We start from the raw sequence: 21,824 nt of genomic DNA, 5'->3' as shown, positions 1-21,824 counted from the left end.
CACCTCATATTGTTAAATCATTATCTGATTTTATATCTATGGCATCTTTTAAAAGCTTTTGAAGAACAGCAGCAAAGACTGCGATAGCCGTTGAAGCAAAAACAAGGATCAATCCGAGTACTATAACACCCGGTGCATCGTCCATTTCTGCTATGAGATAAAAGAGTGGCATGCCTATTATATACAAGACACTGATTATGACTGCACAGTATTTTATATTCTTTAAAGCTCTTACAGATAATTCTGAGAAAGCTTTGTTTTTATCAATATAGGTTAAAAGTTTAAAGGTTTGATACAGAGCAAAGTAAAAAGGTATTGCCGTTGCGTACAAATCGATTAAAACGAGATATCTCATATAAGCGATATCTGGATACAATTCTGCTGCAAAATTAGCTATCTCAGGTACCAATAATATGCACAAAGCAAGAACTGGAATTCCAATGAGAACAACAGCTAGCTTTAAAAAGAGTGTTGAACCTTGTTTCATAAAAAGCACCTCACTTATTTAATGTTAATTTGATTTTAGCACAACATTTATTGTATATCAATAATAATATATTAAAATATATTATATTTTTATCGATATACTTTGTATCCTTTAATAAAAAAAGAGTACTTCTGATTTGAACAGAAATACTCTGCTAATTTTAGACTTTATTAAAAAGCTAATTTATATATTAATTAATTCACAATATTCTATCTATGAGTTAATATTGATTTATTAACTGTATTAATAATTTACATAATTATCAAGATGAAGTCTTGTTCAAGATAAACTCCTTCACCTAAAATAATACTTCATAAGTGCAGAGACAATAGCTTATTCTATAGTTACTCTAATAAAAGCTGTACTTCATATTTCCATTGAAACATTCCTGTGAACTTTACATTTAATATTATATAGTCAGGTTCGATTCCATGCTTTTCTCTTGCTATTGACATCATTTCTTGAATTACTTCTTCCTTTTCGTTTTCCGAACATATATAGCATAAATAATTACCTGCCTGTAAATATTGAAGATGCTTGCTACTCTCAAATTTCGTACATATCGAAAACATTTTAGTAAAGTGCATATTTGACTTTAGTGAGAGGAGAAAATTTGCCGAATTATCAAATAAAAACTTCTCACGTGTGCTTTGGTCAAGTTTAGCATAAAGTACATCGTGAAGCTTACGAAAGTTCTCAATACTGGCCTCATGCAAATGATCTGCTAAGACTATGACTCGTCTATTGAAGTACTTTATATAAAAATCACTAGTAGGTAAGACAAGATTATGTTGTAGTTGATTACGCAAATTTAATATTTGTTTTTTGTCTGTCTTAGACGATTAATTTCTTTATCTATTTTTTGCTCTGTTTCTTTTAAAAAAGATATGGTGTAGGCAAAATCTTCTTGAAAAATATTTTTAATTTCTGTTAAAGACATATTATTTTTACGACAGAAGCTAATTACCTCCAAGTATATTAGCTCTTCATCTGTGTAGTAGCGATAGCCAGATTGTTCATTGATCTTTGCAGGTTTTAGCAATCCAATGCGATCATAATGTCGTAAGGTTTCAATTGTTAAACCAGATAAGCGAGCAGCTTCACCTATTGAAAAAATTTTTTCATTTTATTTCTCTCCTATTGACTCTTGTGCTACACAAGATTTTATACTTGAATTATAACAAAGAGTATAACAACTCACAATAGAAAAGGAGAGAACTTTATGAAAACAAATGAACTAGATCTGCTACATGATAGAATACCCTATCTATTTCGAAACTTTGCAATTCCAGGTTTGTTATCATCACTATCTATGTGCCTATATGGAATTATTGATGGAATTATCTTAGGACGATATGTAGGCTCTAATGCGATGGCAGCCGTAAGTATGGCTTCGCCTATTTTTAATATCATTTCGTGCATAACAATCTTAATTGCCATTGGTGGAAATACACTTGTGGGAATTAGTTTGGGAGAAAAGAGTGTAAAAAAGGCAAATCACTATTTTAATAACGCTGTTACAGCATTATTCGTAGTTTCTTTTGCAACATGGTTAATTATCATATTATGTCCAACTATGCTAGCAAAAAGTATTGGAGCAAATGCTGTATTACTTCCTCTTGTAAAAAGCTATATACAAACATTTGGCTTTTTTGTTATCCCGATTATCTTTAATATTATTCTTGGTATATCGTTGCAGTCTATAGGTAAGCCACAACTCTATATGCTAGGGAATATGCTCACTATGGTAATTAACATTGTACTAGATTTACTATTTATTTGTATATTTAACTGGGGAATTTGGGGAGCTGCTTTAGCATCAGGAATAAGTGCAACTATTGTTTTTGGAATATATTTATCTCAATTTATTCGTAAAACAGCATTTTGAAAATTGGGAAATGTAAGCTTGACTTTAAAGCACTTAAACAAATGGCATATAACGGCTCTTCAGAAGCGATTACACAACTTTGTGGAGGCTTGTCTACTATGCTATTTAATTGGATTTTAATTAAGAAATTTGGGGAAGTTGGTATATCTGCATTTGCAACTGTTCAATATATTTCTCTTGTTATTAACGCTATTATTATAGGAATATCACGCGGTGTAGCTGCTATTATTAGTGTAAACTTTGGCGGTAGATTATTTAATCGAGTGAAGCACACTCTTACTCTTGCAATAAAAACGGTAACAATAGTAGGCTTTATCTGTACCATTGTATTATTGATTTTCAAGAACCCATTGATTTCAATCTTTATTCAGGATAATCAAGAGGTGTTTTTAAATGCTCAGGAGATTATTGTATATTATAGTTTTAACTTTATTTTTGTTGGGGCTAATGTAGTTATCAACACGTTCTATACTGCTATTAACGACCCAAAGAGATCAGCAGTATTAGCGATAAGTCGATACTTACTCTTAATAGGGTGTTTCATCGTTCTACCTTTCATTTTAGAAACCGTTGGTCTATGGCTATCTTTTGCTATTGCAGAAATAATTTGCTTAATCATTAGTTGTGCAAGTTTAAAAAGAACACAGTATACTTGCTTAAACAGTTAAAATTCAAAGTCTATATGTTATGACTATATAAATTAATAATATAAATGTATATTTGATGTAAATATAAACCTTATAGAGTCAATATATGTAGTATAATTTAAATAATAGTATTTTGACATCATAAGTAGAGGTGAGGAAATGTTTGAAACTATACTCATTTTAAAAGGAATTATTATCGGTATGATTGTGTGCATTCCTGTAGGGCCTTTAGGACTTTTATCTGTACAAAGAAGTATGTCTAAAGGGCAATTAATAGGTTTATTATCTGGAATGGGTGCTTCGGTATCAGATTCAATCTATTGTACTTTAGCAATCTTTGGAGCTAGTTTTATTAATGATATTCTCGAAAAGTATACTTATCTTATAAATGAAGTGATGGGAATTTTATTTTTTATTGTAGGTTTAAGCATTATTTTAAGTACTAAAAAGAAAAATAGAACTATAAAAGACAGAGAAGGTATCGAAAATAAAAAAGAACAACTTATATACACTTTCACATCTACTTTTATGATGGGATTATCAAATCCAATGACATTTTTCGTATTTGTAACAGCATTCACAAAACTAGGGATAGATCTACAGCCAGAAAATATTATACAGAATATATTATTTATACTGTCTATATTACTAGGTTCTTGTATATTATGGATAATTATTACAACCATAATAAAGTCAACTAAGAAAGTACTTAACGTAAAAGTTTTCATATATATGGATAGAATTATAGGTCTTATGATTTGTTTGTTTGGTATATTTAGTATCTTAAAAGAGGTAATAAAATTTTGATGAAATAAATAATTTTAAATTAATTTTAAATTTATTAAAATTAAAAAACAGATATCATTTAATAAAAAATGATATCTGTTTTTTGTTTAAGTTAAATTTTGTCTTATTACTTTACCAAATAATCGATTTTAGGTAATTAATATAAAAGATAGAATGATTCAGGATATCTATAAATCTTGTAACTTTAATAAATAAAATATCAATTTTAAATAGTCGACTCTGTTTTTTATTTACCAAAGAGATTATGTTGTTAGTCAGGATTATCCTGACTTATACCTGATAATTTAAAATTATTTAAATTATCATATAAAAGCTATAGATAATAAATTAAGTAAGTTAGAGAATAAGATAACTAGTCGGAAACAAATCAGTTAATAACTATAGCAAAATAGTAAGATTAAAGTTAAATAAAAGGGATTGACAGATATACCAAATGAAGGTATACTTGTCTCTATAATGCACGGTACCTTGTAATACAAAGTACTAAGTATTATATAAATAATACGAGACTATGAAGAGGATTTCAATGTGAAATAGAAAGGTTCTGACAAGGAAGAAGTTTTAATAAAATCAGGTAATACTGAGTAGATAGGTAGAAAATATAAGTATAGATCTTAATATCTAAAGTATAGAAAAAACTTATTTTACAAACATATTAAGAAGTTTAATTTATAGTATCGAATTAGAGTTCTTCAAATTTTATGTAAGTATGTGTTATCGGTAGAGTAAGGGATGAATTTTCTTTTGCTCTCATCTATTCATTACTCTTATTTATCAAAGAGGTAAGGTTATATTTCAAATTTTTTATTTCTTAGGTTTGAGAAGAGTAATGTCAATATAAATTTAAAGACTAAAACTTTATAAAAGGTGGTGATAGTATGAAAATAATCATTAAGTTTCTTTTATTAAACATCAAAGAGAAAAAATTTCGGACGTTTTTAATTTTACTATCTATTACATTATCTACAGCCCTTCTATTTGCATCTATAGGAATGTCTGAGAATATTACAGAAATGTATCTTGAGCAAATGCAAAAAAAGATTGGTTCTGCTGAAATAATAATTTATCCGAATAAAGACTCTCCTTCTCCAAAACTCAGATCTAATAAGGCATATAAGTATATAGAAGATTTAGACTATATTATTGAAAACTCTAATGAAATGGTAACCTTTGAACACTCTAAAGAAGAAAAGATAGTATTTGATCTTCAGGGATTTAATATTGAAGACTTACAAAATATGAATCCTATAACTATAGAAGAAGAATATAACTTACAACCGTTTAATGGAAAAAAGATAATAATAGATAGCAAAACAGCAGAAAAATATGACTTGAAGCTTGGTAGCACCTTAAATGTAAAGGCTGATAATCATAAATACAACTTTACCGTTTCAGCTATAGCTTCTACTAGTGGAATATTAACACCTGGGAGCCAAAGTAACACAGCCATAGTGCCTATAGAAACAATAAATGATCTCTTTGGTGAAAAAGGTAAAGCTTCAAGAATATATATTAAGACTAAAGATAGTGGCAATATTGATAACTTGCTAGAGAAACTCTCAGAGGAATATAGACGATATGAAGTAAAGCAAACTATTACACAAGAAGATATTACACAGCATACTGACATGATATCTAAGCCGTTTATGTTAATGCTAGCATTAGTCATATTTATAAGTATATTCGTTATATATACTTCATTCAAAGTTATTTCTATGGAACGTATGCCTCTGATAGGGACATTTAGAAGTATTGGAGCAACAAAGCGGATAACGGACTTTTTATTACTTATGGAAAGTGCTGTTTATGGAGTATTAGGAGGAGTATTAGGATGTGGATTAGGCTATTTAATACTATATGGAATGATTAATGTCTTAGCTACAGACCCCTATCAGTCAGAGAAAATGGAAGTAAATATGGTAATTACTTTAGGTCAGTTTATAATATCTTTTTTTGGAGCTATCATTTTATCTTTTATAAGTTCAATACTACCAATAGTAAAAGTTTCTAAAGTTTCTGTAAGAGATATAGTATTAAATACATATGAAGACAAAAAAGAGAGAAAAGGTATAAAGACAGTGCTAGGTTTGGTGTTATTTATAATTTCAATGATTACACCTTTATTCATTCCTATGAAAGTGGCACTAATTGTAGATTCAATATGTTTAATTTTGATTTCTCTATCATTAATATTACTGATTCCTTTTATTACAGATAAATTCATATTACTTTTTGAATTGATTTACTCTTATACTTTTGGAAATATAGGGATTATAGCTGTAAAAAATTTAAGAGATAACAAAGGTGTTATGAATAATATTGCATTACTTACTATCGGAATTGCAAGCTTGTTAATGATAAATACTTTAAGTTACAGTGTAGGAATTGAAGTATTAGATGTATATAGTGATGGAAAATTTGATATTATGCTTTATCATCCAGAAGGTAATAAGAATGTGGAGCAAAGACTTAGAAGTATTGAGGGTGTTATTTCTACATATGGAGTATATGAGGCTAATAATATAAAGGTTTTAGAACAAGGAGAAGAGATATCTTCAGCTATTGGAATAGATCAAAATAAGTATTTTGATTATTGGGACTTCAATATTGGAAAAGACCAAAAAAGCGTTTTGAAAAATTTTGATTCAGATAGAAATATTATATTAAGTAGTTTTCTTAAAAATAAATTAGGAGTAAAAGAGGATGATTATATTAATCTAGAAATGGAAAGGGGAAGTCGCAATTATCGCATTGTTGGGTTTGTAGATACACTTATGTATAACGGAAACATAGCATTATTACCAGAACGATACTTAAAATTAGATATGAAGGTACAGAATTATTCAGATATATATTTAAAATCCAGCCACAATCCCGAAGAAGTAATGAAAAAAATAAAAGAAAAATTTAACCGAGAAAATATATGGGGAATGACATTAAATCAACTTCAGATAGATAATATGCAACAGAATAATCAACTTTTCATTTTGCTAAAAGGATTTTCAATAATGTCTATGATTATAGGAATTTTTGGTGTACTAAATAACTTTGTCGTGAGCTTTTTAAGTAGAAAAAGATCTATGGCTGTAATGAGATCTGTGGGAATGAGTAAAACCCAAATTACTAAAATGTTATATATTGAAGCTTTAACAGGAGGAATAATAGGAGGAATAACAGGTGCCTTAGGAGGACTAAGTTTTGTTTTTATATCACCATATATTCTCATGGGCATGAACTTACCTATAAAGATGCACTACTCTCCTTCAATGTTTGTTGTTGCTACTATTAGTTCTATTATTATTACTGTAATTGCTTCTGTTAGTCCGTCTTTTAAATCAACAAGATTAAATATTATAGAGTCTATTAAATACGAGTAGAGGTGATGCAATGAAGCCAGTTATAGAAGTATTAAATGTTTTTAAAAGCTTTAAATTAGGAAACATAGATGTAGAGATATTAAAAAATATTAATTTAACTATTAATAAAGGAGAATTTGTGTCTATTATGGGACCTTCTGGATCGGGTAAAAGTACTCTACTGTATTTATTAGGAGGGTTAGATAAACCTACATCAGGAAGTATTAAAATTAAGGGAAAAGAATTAGAGTATATGGGTGACAAACAACAGAGTATTATGAGAAGAAGGGATGTAGGGTTTGTATTTCAATTTTATAATCTTATTCCAAACCTCACTGTGGAGGAAAATACTATGCTGCCTATTTTACTAGATGGAAAGAAAATAAAAGATTATAGACAAAAACTAGATGAGATATTAGACATAGTAGGATTATCTGATAGAAAGAGACATACTCCAAGAGAACTATCAGGAGGACAGCAACAAAGGGTAGCTATAGCTAGAGCACTAATAAATGATCCTGAGATTATTTTAGCAGATGAGCCTATTGGAAACTTAGATAGTAAAACTGGAACGGAAGTAATGGAATTATTGAAAAAAATAAATCTTGAAAAGGGTAAAAATATAGTTCAAGTTACTCATTCAAGTGAATCAGCAAACTATGGCAACAGAACAATATATGTAAGAGATGGGAGGGTGTCGGAGGAATGAAAAAGTTAATAAAAAAAGTACAGGTATTTGGAGTTATAAGTTTAATTATTATGACAGTAGGATGTTCCGATAAAAACGAGGATACTAGTAAAAATAAAGTTAAGGGTATACAAGCAGAAGAGGCTGTAAAAGACAAAAATGTGGTAGAAGCTTTTGGAACCATTAAAGCAAATGATATGAAAAATATAGTAGTTGACTTTTCCACAGCTATTGAGAAGATTCATGTAAAAGAAGGTCAGCAAGTGAAACAAGGAGATGTTCTGGTAACACTGGATATGAGTGGATATAGAGCAGAACTAAAAGGTAAAGAGCATAGGTTAAATATTGTACAATCAGAAAAAAATAAAATTCAAAATACCCCTGTAGAAAATGACGGAAATGAAATTGCAATAAAAAAAGCTGAAAGTGTAGTAGCATTTTCAGAGAAATTATATATACAAGAACAAAATGACTTCACTACAAAAGAAGATCTGTTCAAATCAGGAGCTATTCCTAAGTCACAACTAGATGAAGCTAAAAAGGTTGTTGATTTAAGACATAAAGAATTAGAAGGTTCAAAGTATGACTTAGAATCAATTAAAACTAATAAAAAGAAGAAAACAGATAATAAAGATGATCTTAAAATTAAAGATAGTGAAATTGCTAGCGAACAGCATAATATATCTACACTAAAGGATAAGTTAAAAAGAACTTATATAAGTAATAATAATATAGTTTGTGACGTACCGAATGGAATAATATATGAAATAGGTTACCAGGCTGGAGATTTCACAGATATATCTAAAAAACTTCTGAGCATTATAAATGCAGATAGTATGGTTGTAGAGGCAGAAGTAGCAGAAGAATTTATAAAAGATATAAAGTTAGGTTCAGAAGTGAAAATTATTCCTTTAGCGAATAAGGAGAAGATTTACAAAGGCAAAGTAACTCAAATTTCTCATCGAGCTATTCAAAAAAATGGAGATACAGTCATACCAGTAGAAATTTCTATTGAAAATAACGATGGCTTTTTAATGCCAAATTTTAATGTGGACGTGGCAATTCAAACTAAAAAATTAAACTGAGATATATATAGTGTATAAAAGTATAAGACCTTTATTGAAAAAGCAATATAAGGTCTTATACTTATTAAAGTGATTTTTTCATAAAACTTAGATCGTTAAATAAATCTTCAAGATAAGTATCTTCACAAAAATTAGAAAGTATTTCAATATTCATACTGCCTTTAAAGTTACTTTTAGTTAGAATCTCTATTTCATTAGAATAGTCTATATCACTCTTACCAAGAGAAATATGAGAAGTATCAGATTTTAAATTATGACCATGAATATGACAATAAATAACTTCCTTCAAGAAATTATCATCAAAATCAGTTTCATTTGGATAAAAATTCAGCTTATCATGACACATATCCCAACAAATTTTCAAATTATCAGAATTAAATCTATTTAATATATAAAAAATATCATCTCTATTATCACATACATTTCGTACATCTTTTTTCCTTAAAGTTTCTAGAGCTAGAGTAAAGTTAAGATTCCTAGAAGATATTATATTTAACATCCAATCTAAAAACTTTAATGTATTATCCATACCCACTGATTTTTCGTTTTCGTTATAATTTGAGCCATGAACAACTATAATAGGATTATTTTTAATATCACTCTGCAAATCTTCTAATAGATGTAGAAAAGAATCGTATTTTTTCTTAGCTTCTCTTTCATATGTAGAGAAATTTTCTAGTTCATACTCTTCACTTGCAAAATAAGGAATATGATAATTTATATCCATATTGAAGTTGGAAGAAGTACTCACTATACCTTTATAAATATTTAAAGGTAAAATAGCAATATCAGGGCTAACCTCAAGACTTGATGCACCATAATCTTTTGATTTTTCAATAAGACTTTCATATGATACTTTGTTTAAAATTTTCTCATCAAATGTAAAACTTAGCTTCATATAATAACCTCCTAATTTAATAGTCACTTTTTATATAGACTTAAGTTATCACAAATAACAAATCTAATAAAGACAATTTAAACCTTATTTTAATTAACAAATAATATTTAAAAACATAACAAACTAATATATACTTTACGTTGAAATAAAAAATATATTATTTACAAAAATAAACTTGAAAATTGAAGTTTAAAAATAATATTTGCTTTGACTATATGAAATATAATCAGTATACTAAAAATAGATTCAGGGATAATAAAAGTATAATTTATTCTTTGCCGATTTTATTTTAAAATGATCGCGCTAGAAGGAGCTGTTTTAATTGATTTTAATGATTGATAATTATGATTCTTTTACATTTAATTTAGTTCAGTATTTACAAGGGTTAAACGAAGAAGTTCTAGTTAAAAGAAACGATAGTTTAACGTTAAATGAGATAAGAGAATTAAGTCCAGATATGATAGTCTTATCTCCAGGTCCATGCACTCCAAATGAGGCAGGGATATGTATAGATGCTGTTAAAGAGTTTAAAGGTGAAATTCCAATACTGGGAATTTGTTTAGGACATCAAACCATAGGACAAGTTTTTGGAGGAAAAGTTATAAAAGCAAATGAGCCTATTCATGGTAAAGTGTATCCTATTAAACATACAAATAAAGGAATGTTTAAAGACTTAAATAATCCTTTAAAGGTAACAAGATATCACTCACTAATAGTTGAGAAAGAATCTCTTCCAGATTGCTTGGAGATAACTGCTGAGACTGATGCTGGAGAAATAATGGGATTTAAGCATAAAGAATATATGATAGAAGCAGTTCAATTCCATCCAGAGGCAATACTTACAGAGCAAGGAATGGAGCTTTTAAATAACTTCTTACAAGAAGCAAAGAAGTTTAGAAAGTAGGGGAATATATATGTTAATAAAAGAAATAAATACTAAACTGAATAGCTTTGAAATCTTTACGATATTTAAAGATGAATATAGACCTTTTTTTCTAGATAGTGGAATGGATAGAGAAAAACTAGGTCAATTTTCTTTTATAGGATTTAATCCATTGCTAGTATTTAAAAGCAAGGATAATGATATAGAAATAACGGAGAATGATGAGATTACAAGATTTAAGGGTAATCCGCTTGATAAACTAGATGAAATTTATAAAAAATATAAGATGGACTATGAATCAGAATTACCATTTGTGGGTGGTCTGGTAGGATATCTTTCATATGACTTATGTCATCACATAGAGAAATTACCAAGAACATCTGTAGATGATGTGAATATACCAGATATACACTTTGGAATATATGATGGAGTTATAGTAATAGATCATAGAGAGAATAAAGATAAAGTCTATGTAGCGTCATTGGGCATAAAAGAAAAAGAAGATGTAGTAGTAGAATCAATAATAAATAGAATAAAGGAAAATGAAGAAAAAGGCATAGAAATAAATTTACCAAGTGTATCTACTAAAAAGGAGTTTAAATCAAACTTTACTAAAGATGAATATATAAAATCTATTCAGAAAACAAGAGACTATATAAAATCTGGAGATATATATATAATAAACTTAACTCAAAGATTTGAGTGTGACTTAGAAGAAACTCCTTATGAGCTATACGGAAAATTAAGAAGTATAAATCCAGCTCCATTTTCAAGTTACATGGATTTTGGAGAAGGATATATAGTGAGTAGCTCACCGGAAAGATTTTTAAAGCTTAAAGATAATATATTGGAAACAAGACCTATAAAGGGAACTAGACCAAGAGGTGCTACACCAGAAGAAGACTTGAAAAATAAAGAAGAGCTTATAAATAGTGAAAAAGATAAAGCAGAACTTCTTATGATTGTAGACCTTGAAAGAAATGATTTAGGAAAAATCTCAGAAGTAGGATCTGTAAAGGTAACGGAGCTTTTTGTAATAGAAGAATATCCAACTGTCTTTCACTTAGTATCTACTGTAACAAGTAAGATGAGAGAAGAACTAACTCCTATAGATTGTATAAAAGCAACATTCCCAGGAGGATCTATAACAGGAGCTCCTAAAATTAGAGCTATGGAAGTAATAGATGAGCTTGAACCAACACAAAGAAATATATATACAGGATCGATAGGATATATAGGACTTAATGGAGATATGGACATTAATATAGTAATAAGAACGGTAGTATGTAAAGATAATAAGGCTTACTTCCAAGTAGGTGGGGGTATAGTTTGGGACTCAGATCCAGAATTTGAGTATCAAGAGACACTAGATAAAGCAAAAGCACTAATGGAAGCGCTAAATAAATAGGTGAAAAAATGTATATTTTAAACGGTAGTGTATATAAAACAGAGGAAAATACAGTATCTCCATTAAGCGAAAGCTTTATGTTTGGATATGGATTATTTGAAACTTTAAAAGTATTAAATGGAAAAATTCTATTCCTAGAAGAGCATATAGATAGACTTATAAGTGGATGTAAAACTTTGAAGTTAACTTTAAAGGACTCAAAGAAGAATATAGAACTAGATTGCTATAAACTGCTAGAGCTAAATCAAGTTAAAAATGGAGTTTTAAAGATACTATATAGCAAAAATAGAGATAAAGAGTATTTGCTTTTAACAACTAGACATAATCCATATACTGAGGAAAATTATAAAAATGGATTTAAGATGATGTTTAGTGATATAAAGCGAAATCAACATTCAATACTTGCTTTTATTAAGTCAAATAACTATATGGAAAATTTATTAGCAAAACAAGTAGGTGCGGAGAATGGATATGATGAAGTTATATTTTTAAATACTGATGGTTTTATAGCAGAAGGTGCTGCATCTAATATATTCTGGATTAAAAGTGGAAATGTATTTACACCTTCTACAGAATGTGGATTACTTCCTGGCATAGTAAGAGATAAAGTTATATTAATTTCACAGAAATTAGACTTAAAAATTAATATAGGTAAGTTTAGTAAAGGAGATATTTTAGATGCAGATGAAGTTTTTATAACTAATTCAGTTATGGAAATTATGCCTATTTCAAATATAGGAAAAAAGGTTTATAATATAAGAGAAAATAATATAACTAAGAATATCATAAAGTCTTATATAAAATTAATAGGTGAAATAAATGAAAAATAACTTATTTAATAAAAAAATAAGTGAAATTGTAGAAAAAGAAAAACCATATGGTATAATACTGGTAGGCTCATTAGCTAGAATGAGCGAGTTAGAAATTGATAAAGCTAGAGATATAGATATATTTGTAATTGTAGATAAAGCTGAGTTTCAAAGAGAAGTAATAAATGTAGAAGGATTAGAGTTTGATATATCATATATGCCGTTAAACCTTTTACAATTATCTATGACAAAAAGAATATCCTCTGTTATATGTGTGTTAGCTAAAAGTAAAGTTTTATATAAGTCTAATGATACTCTAAAAGAGTATTTAGACAAAATAAAGACAATATATGAAGAGGGATCTTTTACACTAGATGATTATAATATTAACTATACAAGGTTTAAATTAACTCAAAGTTATCTTACTGTTAAAAGTAGAAGGGAAGATAGAGTAAACTTTGAGTTTTTAAGTGGTATTTTTATTAAAGAATTATTAAACTCATACTTCAAGCTAAACAAAATATGGATACCTCCAGATAAAAGAATGTTGAAATCTATTGAAGATAGAAAATTAATAGATATGATAGAAAAATACTACTCTGGTAATGATAAAGATACTCATGCTGAAGACAAGTTAGATAAACTAGAAAGTATATTAAATCATGTTATAGAACCATTTGGAGGTACACTACTACTTTGGGAAAAAGGTGAATATCCTTTTGACTTTATATAAAAAATAAAAACAGGTAATTGGAAGGAGATAAATCAATGGATAAGCCAAGAATAGAAGCAGCTGTAAGAGAAATACTTATAGCAATAGGAGAAAACCCAGAAAGAGAGGGTCTTTTAGATACACCAAAAAGAATCGCTAAAATGTATGAGGAAATTTTCTCAGGTTTAAAAGAAGATCCTAAAGAGCATCTTAAAGTTAATTTTGGAGAAGAAGGACACGAAGAATTAGTGTTAGTTAAAGATATTCCATTTTATTCAGTTTGTGAACATCACTTCGTACCTTTTTTTGGGAAAGCTCATGTAGGATATATACCTAAAGACGGTAAATTAACAGGTTTAAGTAAATTAGCTAGAGTAGTTGATACAGTAGCAAAGAGACCACAACTACAAGAAAGAATAACATCTACAATAGCGGATGCTGTACAAGAAGCGTTAGATCCATATGGAGTTATAGTAGTAGTTGAAGCGGAACATATGTGTATGACTATGAGAGGTGTAAAAAAACCAGGGTCAAAAACAGTTACATCTGCAGTTAGAGGACTATTTAACAAAGATGCAAAAGCTAGAGCAGAAGCAATGTCACTAATAAAATTCTAGGAGGACAAAATGAAAAATCTTAGAAAAGTAGATATAGATTGTGGAAAATACACTCTAAATCTAGGAACTAAAACGTATATAATGGGAATCTTAAATGTTACACCAGATTCATTTTCTGACGGTGGAAAATATAATGAAGTAGATATGGCTATAGAACGTGCTAAGGAAATGGTAGAACAAGGAGCAGATATAATAGACATTGGTGGAGAATCTACCAGACCAGGACACACAGTAATATCTGTTGAAGAAGAATTAAGTAGACTAGTACCAGTAATAGAGAAATTATCTAAAGAAGTAGAAGCACCTATTTCTGTAGACACATATAAATCTGAAGTAGCTGACGGAGCTCTTAAAGCAGGGGCACATATGATAAATGATATATGGGGCCTTCAAAAAGATCCAAATATGGCTAACGTGATTGCAAAGCACAATGCACCAGTAGTTATAATGCACAATCAGGATGGAACTGAATATAAAGCAGATATAATGGAAGAAATGTGTAGATTTCTAAGAAAGTCAATAAGCATAGCTTTAGAAGCAGGTGTAAAACCTGAAAACATAATATTAGATCCAGGTATAGGGTTCGGAAAAACTTCTGGACAAAATATAGAGGTTATGGATAGATTAGATGAGTTAAATTATTTAGGATATCCAGTACTTCTAGGAACTTCAAGAAAGTCAATGATAGGTAAGATATTAGACTTAGAGCCAGAGCAGAGGGTAGAGGGTACTATTGCTACATCTGTTATGGGAACTATAAAAGGTGTAGATATAGTAAGAGTTCATGATGTCGTAGAAAACTATAGAGCTTTAAAAGTTACAGATGCTATAGTGAGAGGGAATATGCCATGGATAGAGTAATAATGGAGAATCTAGGTTTTTACGGTTATCATGGGGTTATGTCAGAAGAAACAACACTAGGACAAAAGTTCTTTGTTGATATAGAAATATATTCTGATTTAAGTAAAGCAGGAAAAACAGATAATGTAGAAGATACTATACATTATGGAGAAGTATATGAACTAGTAAAAGATATAGTAGAAAATAAAAGGTTTAAACTTATAGAAGCGTTAGCAGAAAATATAGCGGCTTCAGTTCTAAATAACTTTAGTAAAGTTGAAGAAATAAATGTAAGAATAAAGAAACCAGAAGCACCAGTACCAGGCATATATGATTACTTTGGTGTAGAAATAAGGAGAAGTAGGAATGAGTAAGCAGGCTTATCTTGGGATCGGTGGAAATATAGGAGATACTAGAGGCAATATAGAAAGATCTATAGAGTTGCTAAAAGAGAACAGTGAAATACAAGTAACTCAAATATCTTCTTTTTATGAAACTGAGCCTGTAGGATATACTGATCAAGATTGGTTTTTAAATATTGTTGTAGAGATAAAAACTAGTTTAGAACCATTTGATTTACTAAAATACTGTCAATATATAGAGAATGAGTTAAAGAGAGAACGAGTTATAAGATGGGGACCTAGAACTATAGATGTAGATGTACTTTTATACGAAGGTTTTATATCTGATGATGAGGTTCTTACTGTACCTCATCCTAGAATGACTGAAAGAGCATTCGCGATGATTCCTCTATATGAGATTAATAAAAATTTAGTAATAAATGATAAAAATATAAAAGATATAGTGGAAGAACTAAAAGGCGAAGAAATAAAAAAATATAACATATAAAAAAGGTAGGATTCTAGAATCCTACCTTTTTTATATGTTAACTTAAAATTAATATGGGTATTATATCCAAGCAAAGAAAAAATATATTGATATATCAGAAATGATCCAATACACAAGTTAATAACAAAAATACATATGAACAAATGAAACAGATATCAACAGGGGTGAGAAATGAAAAGAACATATACAGTGGTATTTATTTCAATTTTAATTGGTATAATCACAATTTTAAGTGTTAGTTATATTAACATTGTATCGAATGATAAAGTGAAATCTAAAAATGGAATATTAGTGATTGAAAATGTTGATCTGAAAAAGAAAGGTTCAGCTAAACTAACAGGAGAGTGGGAGTTTTATCCTAATAAATTAATAACACCTAAAAGTAAAGAAAATGTGTTTGAACAATACCATGATATAAAAAAGATAATAAAAGTACCAGGTACATGGGATAAACATATATCTGATGATAATAGTCCTATAGGTTTTGGAACTTATAGACTTACGATACAAGTGCCAAGGGATGATCTATATGGAGTTAAAATAAATACTATACGTCATGCTAGTAAAACTTTTATAAATGGTAATGAGGTTGGATCTAGTGGGGTTCCGTCTGAAGATATAACGAATCATAAAACTAACAGTGATTTTTACATGGGGTTTGGAATGAGTGAAAATAAGTTAGTAGAATTAGTTATACATGTATCGAACTATTACTATCCTACGGGAGGAATTATCCAAGCCACTGACTTTGGACTTTTTAACCAAGTAATACATGAAAGAGAGACAAAAATATTGTTAGAGAGTCTTATAGCATCAGGATATATCATATTAGGATTTTATTTTCTAGGATCTTTTTTTCAGTGGAGAAAGCTAGTCTACTTACTATACTTTAGTTTGTTCTGTATAGCTCAATCTATATATGTGTCAACTCTTAATGAAAGATTAATAAATATAGTTTTTCTAGATGTTAATTTTCAAACTCTAACAAGAATACAAATGGTATTGATACATTTTGTTATACTTTTTTTTCTAATGTTTATACATGCTTTTTTAAATAACTATACAAATAGAAGGATAGTTAAAATTCTAAAGTATTCATTATTAATAGAAGGATTTTTATTAGGTTTTAAGCCTACAGATAGCTTTATAGAAAAAAATATTTCAATATATACTACACAGATTATAATAGTTATTATTTTAGCAGCTAGTTATGGATATATACTATACACATTATTTAAAGTTTTACGGAATAAGACTGTAGAGTCAGGCTATATTTTAATTATAGCTACAACATTTATTTACTATGGATTGTTACTTGGCGTAAACTTTTTGTTTGAAATTGAAATAGGAAATATACCAATACTCTTACTTTTAGTAATGACTTTTGGACTAGGATTACTAATATCACATAGATTGCAGGATTCATATAATCAAATAGATAAACTATCCCAAAAACTAAAAATTAATGATGAGTTAAAGGATCAATTTTTGGCTAAGACATCTCATGAATTAAGAACACCACTCCATATAATAAATAGTTTATCGCAACTATTATTAGAAGGTAGAGAAGGATTACTAAATTTAAAACAACAAAAAAGTGTTATGGTAATAAATAATAAAGGAAAAGCATTAACAAATATAGTGGAGGACTTATTAGATGCATCAAAACTAAGACATGGAGTGACAGAAATCTCTCCATCTATGGTTGATATAAGGATTATAAATGAAATTATTTATGAAATAAGATATTTAATACCAGAGGAAAAAAATATTGATATTAAGAGTGAGATTTCTGAAGAAATACTTTTAATTTACGTGGATGTAAATCGATTTAGACAAATTATGTCTAACTTAATTCATAATGCCATAAAGTTCACAAAATATGGAGAAATAAGAGTTTTAGTCAAACTTTATGATAAAAAAGTATATATATCTATAATAGATACAGGAGTAGGAATTGAAGAAAATGAATTACAATATATATTTACATCGTTCTATCAAGGAAAAAATTATAGAAAAAATATACCACAAGGTCTTGGCCTTGGATTAGGTATAGTAAAGAAGTTAGTAGAACTACATGGCGGAGATATATGGGTTAACTCTGAAAGAGGCAAAGGCACAGAGTTTACCTTTACACTTCCTGTAGTAAGTGATACTAGCATAGATACTAATGAAGGGAAAGATATAGAATCCCAAATTAACGATAGAAAATATACTGAAGAAAAACATGATAGTATGAGTATGACTTTGCCCAAAAAGATACATGGTACAGTAGAAAAAACAATATTAGTAGTTGATGATGAACATTCAAATTTAAAGATTCTGATGGATACAGTTAATTGTTTAAAATATACTGTAATCGCAGCCGATAGTGGAGAAAGCGCTTTACAAGTATTGAAAAATGAAAAAATTGACATGGTAATTTTAGATCTAATGATGCCAGATATGTCAGGCTATGATGTATGTAAAGTTATTAGAAGACATTATCATATGGTAGAATTACCAATTTTAATACTTACAGCATCAGGTAGATTACGAGATATGATAGACTCTTTTAATATTGGGGCGAACGACTTTATACAGAAACCGATTTGCCTGGAGGAACTAAAAGCTCATATAGAATCATTAATGTGCATGAAATTATTAGCACAAAATGCTATAAAACATGAGTTAAATTATCTACAAGCTCAAATAAAGCCACACTTCTTATATAATACACTAAATACGATAATTGGATTGAGTTATAGAGATGAGGAAAAAACACGTGAGGCACTACATAACCTAGCCACATACTTCAGAGCAAAATTAGATTTCTATAATCATAATGATTTTATTTCCTTAGAAAAAGAGATTGAGCTGCTTAAAGCTTATTTATCCATAGAGCAAATGAGATACGGTGAAAAATTAAAAGTAGAGTATGATATCGATGAGAGTATAGATATATTACTGCCATCTTTAACAATACAGCCTATAGTTGAAAATGCAGTACGTCATGGTATAGCTAAGAAAAGCTCGAATGGAACTATAAATATATCTATTCAAAGACAACAGAATAAAGAAATAAAGATTATCGTTAGAGATGATGGTGTTGGAATATGTGAAGAACAACAGAAAAAAATACTTTCAAATAAAAATGGCAGTATTGGTTTTTCAAATGTATTTAAGAAACTTAAGCTTATAAAAAAATCAAAATTTTTACTAGATAGTAAGGAGGGCTATGGCACTACAATAACTATAATTTTATCAGAGGTGAGAAGTGATTGAAGGTATTGTTAGTTGATGATGAGGAATTGGGACTAGAAGTATTGGAAATTTTGATAAGTCAAATAGATGGTATGGAGGTAGTTGGAAAATTTACAGATCCAAATAGGGCGTTAAAAGAGTTATCCAGTATGAAGGTTGATGCTTTATTTTTAGATATAGAAATGGGAGAATTAAGTGGAATTGGGCTTGTAAATGAAATTAAAAAAAACAATTATGATATGGATATTGTTTTTGTAACTGCATATCCTCAATATGCAATAAAGGCTTTTGAAGTAAATGCAATTGACTACTTATTAAAACCAGTTAAAATTGAGAGGTTGAGAAAGAGTATTTTAAGACTGAAAGAGCATAGACAGAAAAGAAATACTAATAGTTTAAATGAAAAAGAAAGTAGCCAATTAGTCATATCCACTATGGGAAAACTTCAGGTATTAGATTATAAGTGTATTCCAATTAAATGGAGAACTCAGAAAGTTAGAGAGTTATTTGCTTTTTTAGTTCAGCATAAAAAACAGCCTATTCATAAAATGAAAATAGTGGAAGAATTATGGTATGATGTTCCTATAGATAAGGCAACTACTTTATTACACACAACTATATATCAGCTTAGAAAGACTATTAGAGAAAAGATAAGTGTAAATCTAAATCCAATTGTTCTAGAAAATAATCACTATAGATTGAATATTGATGTTCAAATTGACTTAATAGAATTAGAAAATATACTAGAAGATTCAAAAGTAAATAAAGAAAATGTTAAGAAAATACTAGAGTTATATAGAGGAGATTATTTAGAAGAAGAAGATTATTCTTGGTGCTTGTATAAGCAACAAGAACTAAGAAGAAAAACCTTACAATATTTAGAAAAGTATTTAGTTGAACTAACTTCTAAAAATAAATCTTTGTTAGTGGAAAATTGTTTAATAAAAATGCTAGAGTTATCTCCATACGATGAAGAATATGCCTATTTATTGATTAAGTATTATGGAGAAATAAATAATAAAATAAAAATGATTGAAATGTACGAAATATTCAGAAGAAGATTGAATAAAGAACTAGGAATAGATGTACAAGAAAAAATATTAAAAGCTTATAGCAGATATATTAATATATAGACTAAAAAAATACCGAGAATTTTTTAATAACTCTAATACCAAGTTTAATTTCATATTAAAATTGAGAATACATTTTTGACATAGAGAAACATATGAACTCTAATAAAGAAAGTAGTGAGAAGACATAGGACATAATCTTTAGCTAATGAAAGCATAAACAAACATAATCAAATGTAATATTATGTAATCGTGGAAAAGTTGTTATTACATAAGCCAACATTATAAATCAAAAGAATTTGCAGAACTGTTAAATGTATCGGTAATAACCTTGCAAAGAAATCAAGGAGGATTATGAAGTTGAAAAGAGCATACAAGATAGAAATTAAACCTACTGGTGAACAAAAAATAAAAGTACATCAGACTATAGGTATATGTAGATTTATATATAATTTTTATATTGCTCATAATAAAGAAGTTTATGAAAAAGAAAAAAGATTTGTTAGTGGAATGGATTTTTCTAAATGGTTAAATAACGAGTATATACCTAATAATCAAGATAAAAAATGGATAAAAGAAGTTTCTTCAAAAGCAGTAAAACAATCTATTATGAATGCAGATAAGGCTTTTAAGGATTTTTTTAAAGGAAAAACGAGTTTTCCTAAATTTAAAAAGAAGAAAAATCAAAATATAAAAGCATACTTTCCTAAAAATAATAAGACTGACTGGAGTATCGAAAGACATAGAGTTAAAATACCTACTCTTGGTTGGGTAAGACTTAAAGAATATGGATATATATCTACAAACTCAATAGTAAAAAGTGGTACAGTTAGTCAAAAGGCTGATAGATATTATGTATCTATATTAGTTGAAGAAGATATACAAATATCACAAAAACCTACAAATGAGGGAATAGGTATAGATGTTGGTTTAAAAGAATTTGCTATATGTAGCGATGGAAAAAAGTTTAAAAATATAAATAAAACATCAAGAATCAAGAAAATAGAAAAGAAATTAAAAAGAGAGCAAAGAAAACTATCAAGAAAATATGAGAGTTTGAAATTAAGAAATAAAAATATAAAGGAAGGGAGAGCTACTCGTCAAAATATCCAAAAGCAAGTAGTCAAAGTACAAAAACTTCATCAAAAATTAACAAACATAAGAACAGACTATATAAATAAAACTATATCAAAAATAGTTAAGCAAAAACCAAGCTATATAACTATTGAAGATTTAAATGTTAGTGGAATGATGAAGAATAAGCATTTATCAAAGTCCATTTCAAATCAAAAATTCTTTGAATTCAGAACAAAGCTAAGCTCTAAGTGTAAACAAAATAATATAGAACTTAGAATAGTTGATAGATTCTATCCATCATCAAAGACATGTAGTAAGTGTGGAGAAATTAAGAAAGATTTGAAACTTAAAGATAGAGTTTATAGATGTGAATGTGGAATTAATATTGATAGAGATTTAAATGCAAGTATAAATCTTAAAAATGCTAAAAAATATAGGATAGCTTAAATTGAAAAGCACT

Annotated in this window: 21 protein-coding genes; 17 read left to right on the top strand and 4 right to left on the bottom strand. The window is 28.5% G+C overall.

Features of this window, described 5'->3' with window-relative positions:
• Nucleotides 1-4 precede the first annotated feature (4 nt).
• The 3 genes from CURI_RS10615 to CURI_RS16470 all read right to left on the bottom strand — a co-directional run bounded on the left by CURI_RS10615 (nucleotide 5) and on the right by CURI_RS16470 (nucleotide 1,595).
• Nucleotides 5-487, bottom strand: a complete 483-nt coding sequence (locus CURI_RS10615) for a DUF2975 domain-containing protein (RefSeq protein ID WP_014968260.1) — start codon at nucleotides 485-487, stop codon at nucleotides 5-7.
• A gap of 344 nt (nucleotides 488-831) precedes the next feature.
• Nucleotides 832-1,074, bottom strand: a complete 243-nt coding sequence (locus CURI_RS10610) for a hypothetical protein (RefSeq protein ID WP_144276022.1) — start codon at nucleotides 1,072-1,074, stop codon at nucleotides 832-834.
• Between the two features lie 224 nt (nucleotides 1,075-1,298).
• Nucleotides 1,299-1,595: a MerR family transcriptional regulator gene (locus CURI_RS16470; protein WP_338028507.1), complete on the bottom strand. Its 297-nt coding sequence runs from the start codon at nucleotides 1,593-1,595 to the stop codon at nucleotides 1,299-1,301.
• A 114-nt stretch (nucleotides 1,596-1,709) separates the two neighbouring features.
• Between CURI_RS16470 and CURI_RS10605 the strand changes: the two genes are divergently transcribed.
• From CURI_RS10605 to CURI_RS15080, 6 genes are all read left to right on the top strand, one after another.
• Nucleotides 1,710-2,375 carry an MATE family efflux transporter gene (locus CURI_RS10605; protein WP_014968258.1) on the top strand — a complete coding sequence of 222 codons (666 nt, stop codon included), beginning with the start codon at nucleotides 1,710-1,712 and terminating at the stop codon, nucleotides 2,373-2,375.
• Between the two features lie 41 nt (nucleotides 2,376-2,416).
• Nucleotides 2,417-3,043, top strand: coding sequence for an MATE family efflux transporter (locus tag CURI_RS10600; RefSeq protein WP_014968257.1), 627 nt, complete (start codon nucleotides 2,417-2,419; stop codon nucleotides 3,041-3,043).
• 138 nt (nucleotides 3,044-3,181) lie between these two features.
• Complete coding sequence (locus tag CURI_RS10595) at nucleotides 3,182-3,829, top strand: LysE family translocator (RefSeq protein ID WP_014968256.1); 648 nt, start codon at nucleotides 3,182-3,184, stop codon at nucleotides 3,827-3,829.
• 878 nt (nucleotides 3,830-4,707) lie between these two features.
• Complete coding sequence (locus CURI_RS10590) at nucleotides 4,708-7,206, top strand: ABC transporter permease (RefSeq protein WP_014968255.1); 2,499 nt, start codon at nucleotides 4,708-4,710, stop codon at nucleotides 7,204-7,206.
• Nucleotides 7,207-7,216: 10 nt separating this feature from the next.
• On the top strand, nucleotides 7,217-7,894 hold the full coding sequence (locus tag CURI_RS10585) for an ABC transporter ATP-binding protein (protein WP_014968254.1): 678 nt from the start codon (nucleotides 7,217-7,219) through the stop codon (nucleotides 7,892-7,894).
• Nucleotides 7,891-8,958: an HlyD family secretion protein gene (locus CURI_RS15080; protein ID WP_014968253.1), complete on the top strand. Its 1,068-nt coding sequence runs from the start codon at nucleotides 7,891-7,893 to the stop codon at nucleotides 8,956-8,958. The genes CURI_RS10585 and CURI_RS15080 overlap by 4 nt, the downstream gene beginning before the upstream one ends.
• 64 nt (nucleotides 8,959-9,022) lie before the next feature.
• On the opposite strand, the gene CURI_RS10575 is transcribed toward CURI_RS15080, so the two are convergent.
• Complete coding sequence (locus CURI_RS10575) at nucleotides 9,023-9,856, bottom strand: TIM barrel protein (RefSeq protein WP_014968252.1); 834 nt, start codon at nucleotides 9,854-9,856, stop codon at nucleotides 9,023-9,025.
• Nucleotides 9,857-10,187: 331 nt separating this feature from the next.
• Here CURI_RS10575 and CURI_RS10570 point away from each other — a divergent pair, with 331 nt between their 5' ends.
• From CURI_RS10570 to CURI_RS10520, 11 genes are all read left to right on the top strand, one after another.
• Nucleotides 10,188-10,760: an anthranilate synthase component II gene (locus CURI_RS10570; protein WP_014968251.1), complete on the top strand. Its 573-nt coding sequence runs from the start codon at nucleotides 10,188-10,190 to the stop codon at nucleotides 10,758-10,760.
• Between the two features lie 10 nt (nucleotides 10,761-10,770).
• Nucleotides 10,771-12,147, top strand: coding sequence for an aminodeoxychorismate synthase component I (gene pabB, locus CURI_RS10565; RefSeq protein WP_014968250.1), 1,377 nt, complete (start codon nucleotides 10,771-10,773; stop codon nucleotides 12,145-12,147).
• An 8-nt stretch (nucleotides 12,148-12,155) separates the two neighbouring features.
• Entirely contained in the window at nucleotides 12,156-12,977 is an 822-nt protein-coding gene (locus tag CURI_RS10560) for an aminotransferase class IV (RefSeq protein ID WP_014968249.1), read from the top strand.
• Nucleotides 12,967-13,689, top strand: a complete 723-nt coding sequence (locus tag CURI_RS10555; protein ID WP_014968248.1) for a nucleotidyltransferase — start codon at nucleotides 12,967-12,969, stop codon at nucleotides 13,687-13,689. The genes CURI_RS10560 and CURI_RS10555 overlap by 11 nt, the downstream gene beginning before the upstream one ends.
• 35 nt (nucleotides 13,690-13,724) lie before the next feature.
• The gene (gene folE / locus CURI_RS10550; protein WP_041701781.1) at nucleotides 13,725-14,285 is read left to right on the top strand and encodes a GTP cyclohydrolase I FolE; all 561 of its coding nucleotides are present in this window, start codon (nucleotides 13,725-13,727) and stop codon (nucleotides 14,283-14,285) included.
• A gap of 9 nt (nucleotides 14,286-14,294) precedes the next feature.
• Nucleotides 14,295-15,146 carry a dihydropteroate synthase gene (gene folP, locus CURI_RS10545; protein ID WP_014968246.1) on the top strand — a complete coding sequence of 284 codons (852 nt, stop codon included), beginning with the start codon at nucleotides 14,295-14,297 and terminating at the stop codon, nucleotides 15,144-15,146.
• Nucleotides 15,134-15,499 (top strand): dihydroneopterin aldolase, encoded by a 366-nt coding sequence (folB, locus tag CURI_RS10540; RefSeq protein ID WP_014968245.1) that lies wholly within the window; start codon nucleotides 15,134-15,136, stop codon nucleotides 15,497-15,499. The genes folP and folB overlap by 13 nt, the downstream gene beginning before the upstream one ends.
• A complete protein-coding gene (folK, locus tag CURI_RS10535) occupies nucleotides 15,492-15,974 on the top strand; it encodes a 2-amino-4-hydroxy-6-hydroxymethyldihydropteridine diphosphokinase (RefSeq protein ID WP_014968244.1) in 483 nt (160 codons plus the stop codon). The genes folB and folK overlap by 8 nt, the downstream gene beginning before the upstream one ends.
• Before the next feature lie 171 nt (nucleotides 15,975-16,145).
• Nucleotides 16,146-19,238, top strand: coding sequence for an ATP-binding protein (locus CURI_RS10530; RefSeq protein WP_014968243.1), 3,093 nt, complete (start codon nucleotides 16,146-16,148; stop codon nucleotides 19,236-19,238).
• Nucleotides 19,235-20,350: a response regulator gene (locus CURI_RS10525; protein ID WP_014968242.1), complete on the top strand. Its 1,116-nt coding sequence runs from the start codon at nucleotides 19,235-19,237 to the stop codon at nucleotides 20,348-20,350. Before CURI_RS10530 ends, CURI_RS10525 begins: the two co-directional genes overlap by 4 nt.
• A gap of 291 nt (nucleotides 20,351-20,641) precedes the next feature.
• Nucleotides 20,642-21,811 (top strand): RNA-guided endonuclease InsQ/TnpB family protein, encoded by a 1,170-nt coding sequence (locus CURI_RS10520; RefSeq protein ID WP_014968241.1) that lies wholly within the window; start codon nucleotides 20,642-20,644, stop codon nucleotides 21,809-21,811.
• Nucleotides 21,812-21,824: the final 13 nt, after the last annotated feature.

Origin of the sequence: Gottschalkia acidurici 9a (assembly GCF_000299355.1) — a bacterium.
GTDB classification, from domain to species: Bacteria; Bacillota; Clostridia; order Tissierellales; family Gottschalkiaceae; genus Gottschalkia; species Gottschalkia acidurici.
The sequence above is the reverse complement of the archived record's forward strand: the minus strand, read 5'-3'. Positions and strand labels throughout refer to the sequence as shown.

Excerpts from the sequence above, each read along its gene's own strand:
- CURI_RS10615 (WP_014968260.1), bottom strand. The coding sequence starts at position 487 with ATGAAACAAGGTTCAACACTCTTTTTAAAGCTAGCTGTTGTTCTCATT.
- CURI_RS10610 (WP_144276022.1), bottom strand. The coding sequence starts at position 1,074 with ATGCACTTTACTAAAATGTTTTCGATATGTACGAAATTTGAGAGTAGC.
- CURI_RS10605 (WP_014968258.1), top strand. The coding sequence starts at position 1,710 with ATGAAAACAAATGAACTAGATCTGCTACATGATAGAATACCCTATCTA.
- CURI_RS10600 (WP_014968257.1), top strand. The coding sequence starts at position 2,417 with ATGGCATATAACGGCTCTTCAGAAGCGATTACACAACTTTGTGGAGGC.
- CURI_RS10595 (WP_014968256.1), top strand. The coding sequence starts at position 3,182 with ATGTTTGAAACTATACTCATTTTAAAAGGAATTATTATCGGTATGATT.
- CURI_RS10590 (WP_014968255.1), top strand. The coding sequence starts at position 4,708 with ATGAAAATAATCATTAAGTTTCTTTTATTAAACATCAAAGAGAAAAAA.
- CURI_RS10585 (WP_014968254.1), top strand. The coding sequence starts at position 7,217 with ATGAAGCCAGTTATAGAAGTATTAAATGTTTTTAAAAGCTTTAAATTA.
- CURI_RS15080 (WP_014968253.1), top strand. The coding sequence starts at position 7,891 with ATGAAAAAGTTAATAAAAAAAGTACAGGTATTTGGAGTTATAAGTTTA.
- CURI_RS10575 (WP_014968252.1), bottom strand. The coding sequence starts at position 9,856 with ATGAAGCTAAGTTTTACATTTGATGAGAAAATTTTAAACAAAGTATCA.
- CURI_RS10570 (WP_014968251.1), top strand. The coding sequence starts at position 10,188 with ATGATTGATAATTATGATTCTTTTACATTTAATTTAGTTCAGTATTTA.
- pabB (WP_014968250.1), top strand. The coding sequence starts at position 10,771 with ATGTTAATAAAAGAAATAAATACTAAACTGAATAGCTTTGAAATCTTT.
- CURI_RS10560 (WP_014968249.1), top strand. The coding sequence starts at position 12,156 with ATGTATATTTTAAACGGTAGTGTATATAAAACAGAGGAAAATACAGTA.
- CURI_RS10555 (WP_014968248.1), top strand. The coding sequence starts at position 12,967 with ATGAAAAATAACTTATTTAATAAAAAAATAAGTGAAATTGTAGAAAAA.
- folE (WP_041701781.1), top strand. The coding sequence starts at position 13,725 with ATGGATAAGCCAAGAATAGAAGCAGCTGTAAGAGAAATACTTATAGCA.
- folP (WP_014968246.1), top strand. The coding sequence starts at position 14,295 with ATGAAAAATCTTAGAAAAGTAGATATAGATTGTGGAAAATACACTCTA.
- folB (WP_014968245.1), top strand. The coding sequence starts at position 15,134 with ATGGATAGAGTAATAATGGAGAATCTAGGTTTTTACGGTTATCATGGG.
- folK (WP_014968244.1), top strand. The coding sequence starts at position 15,492 with ATGAGTAAGCAGGCTTATCTTGGGATCGGTGGAAATATAGGAGATACT.
- CURI_RS10530 (WP_014968243.1), top strand. The coding sequence starts at position 16,146 with ATGAAAAGAACATATACAGTGGTATTTATTTCAATTTTAATTGGTATA.
- CURI_RS10520 (WP_014968241.1), top strand. The coding sequence starts at position 20,642 with ATGAAGTTGAAAAGAGCATACAAGATAGAAATTAAACCTACTGGTGAA.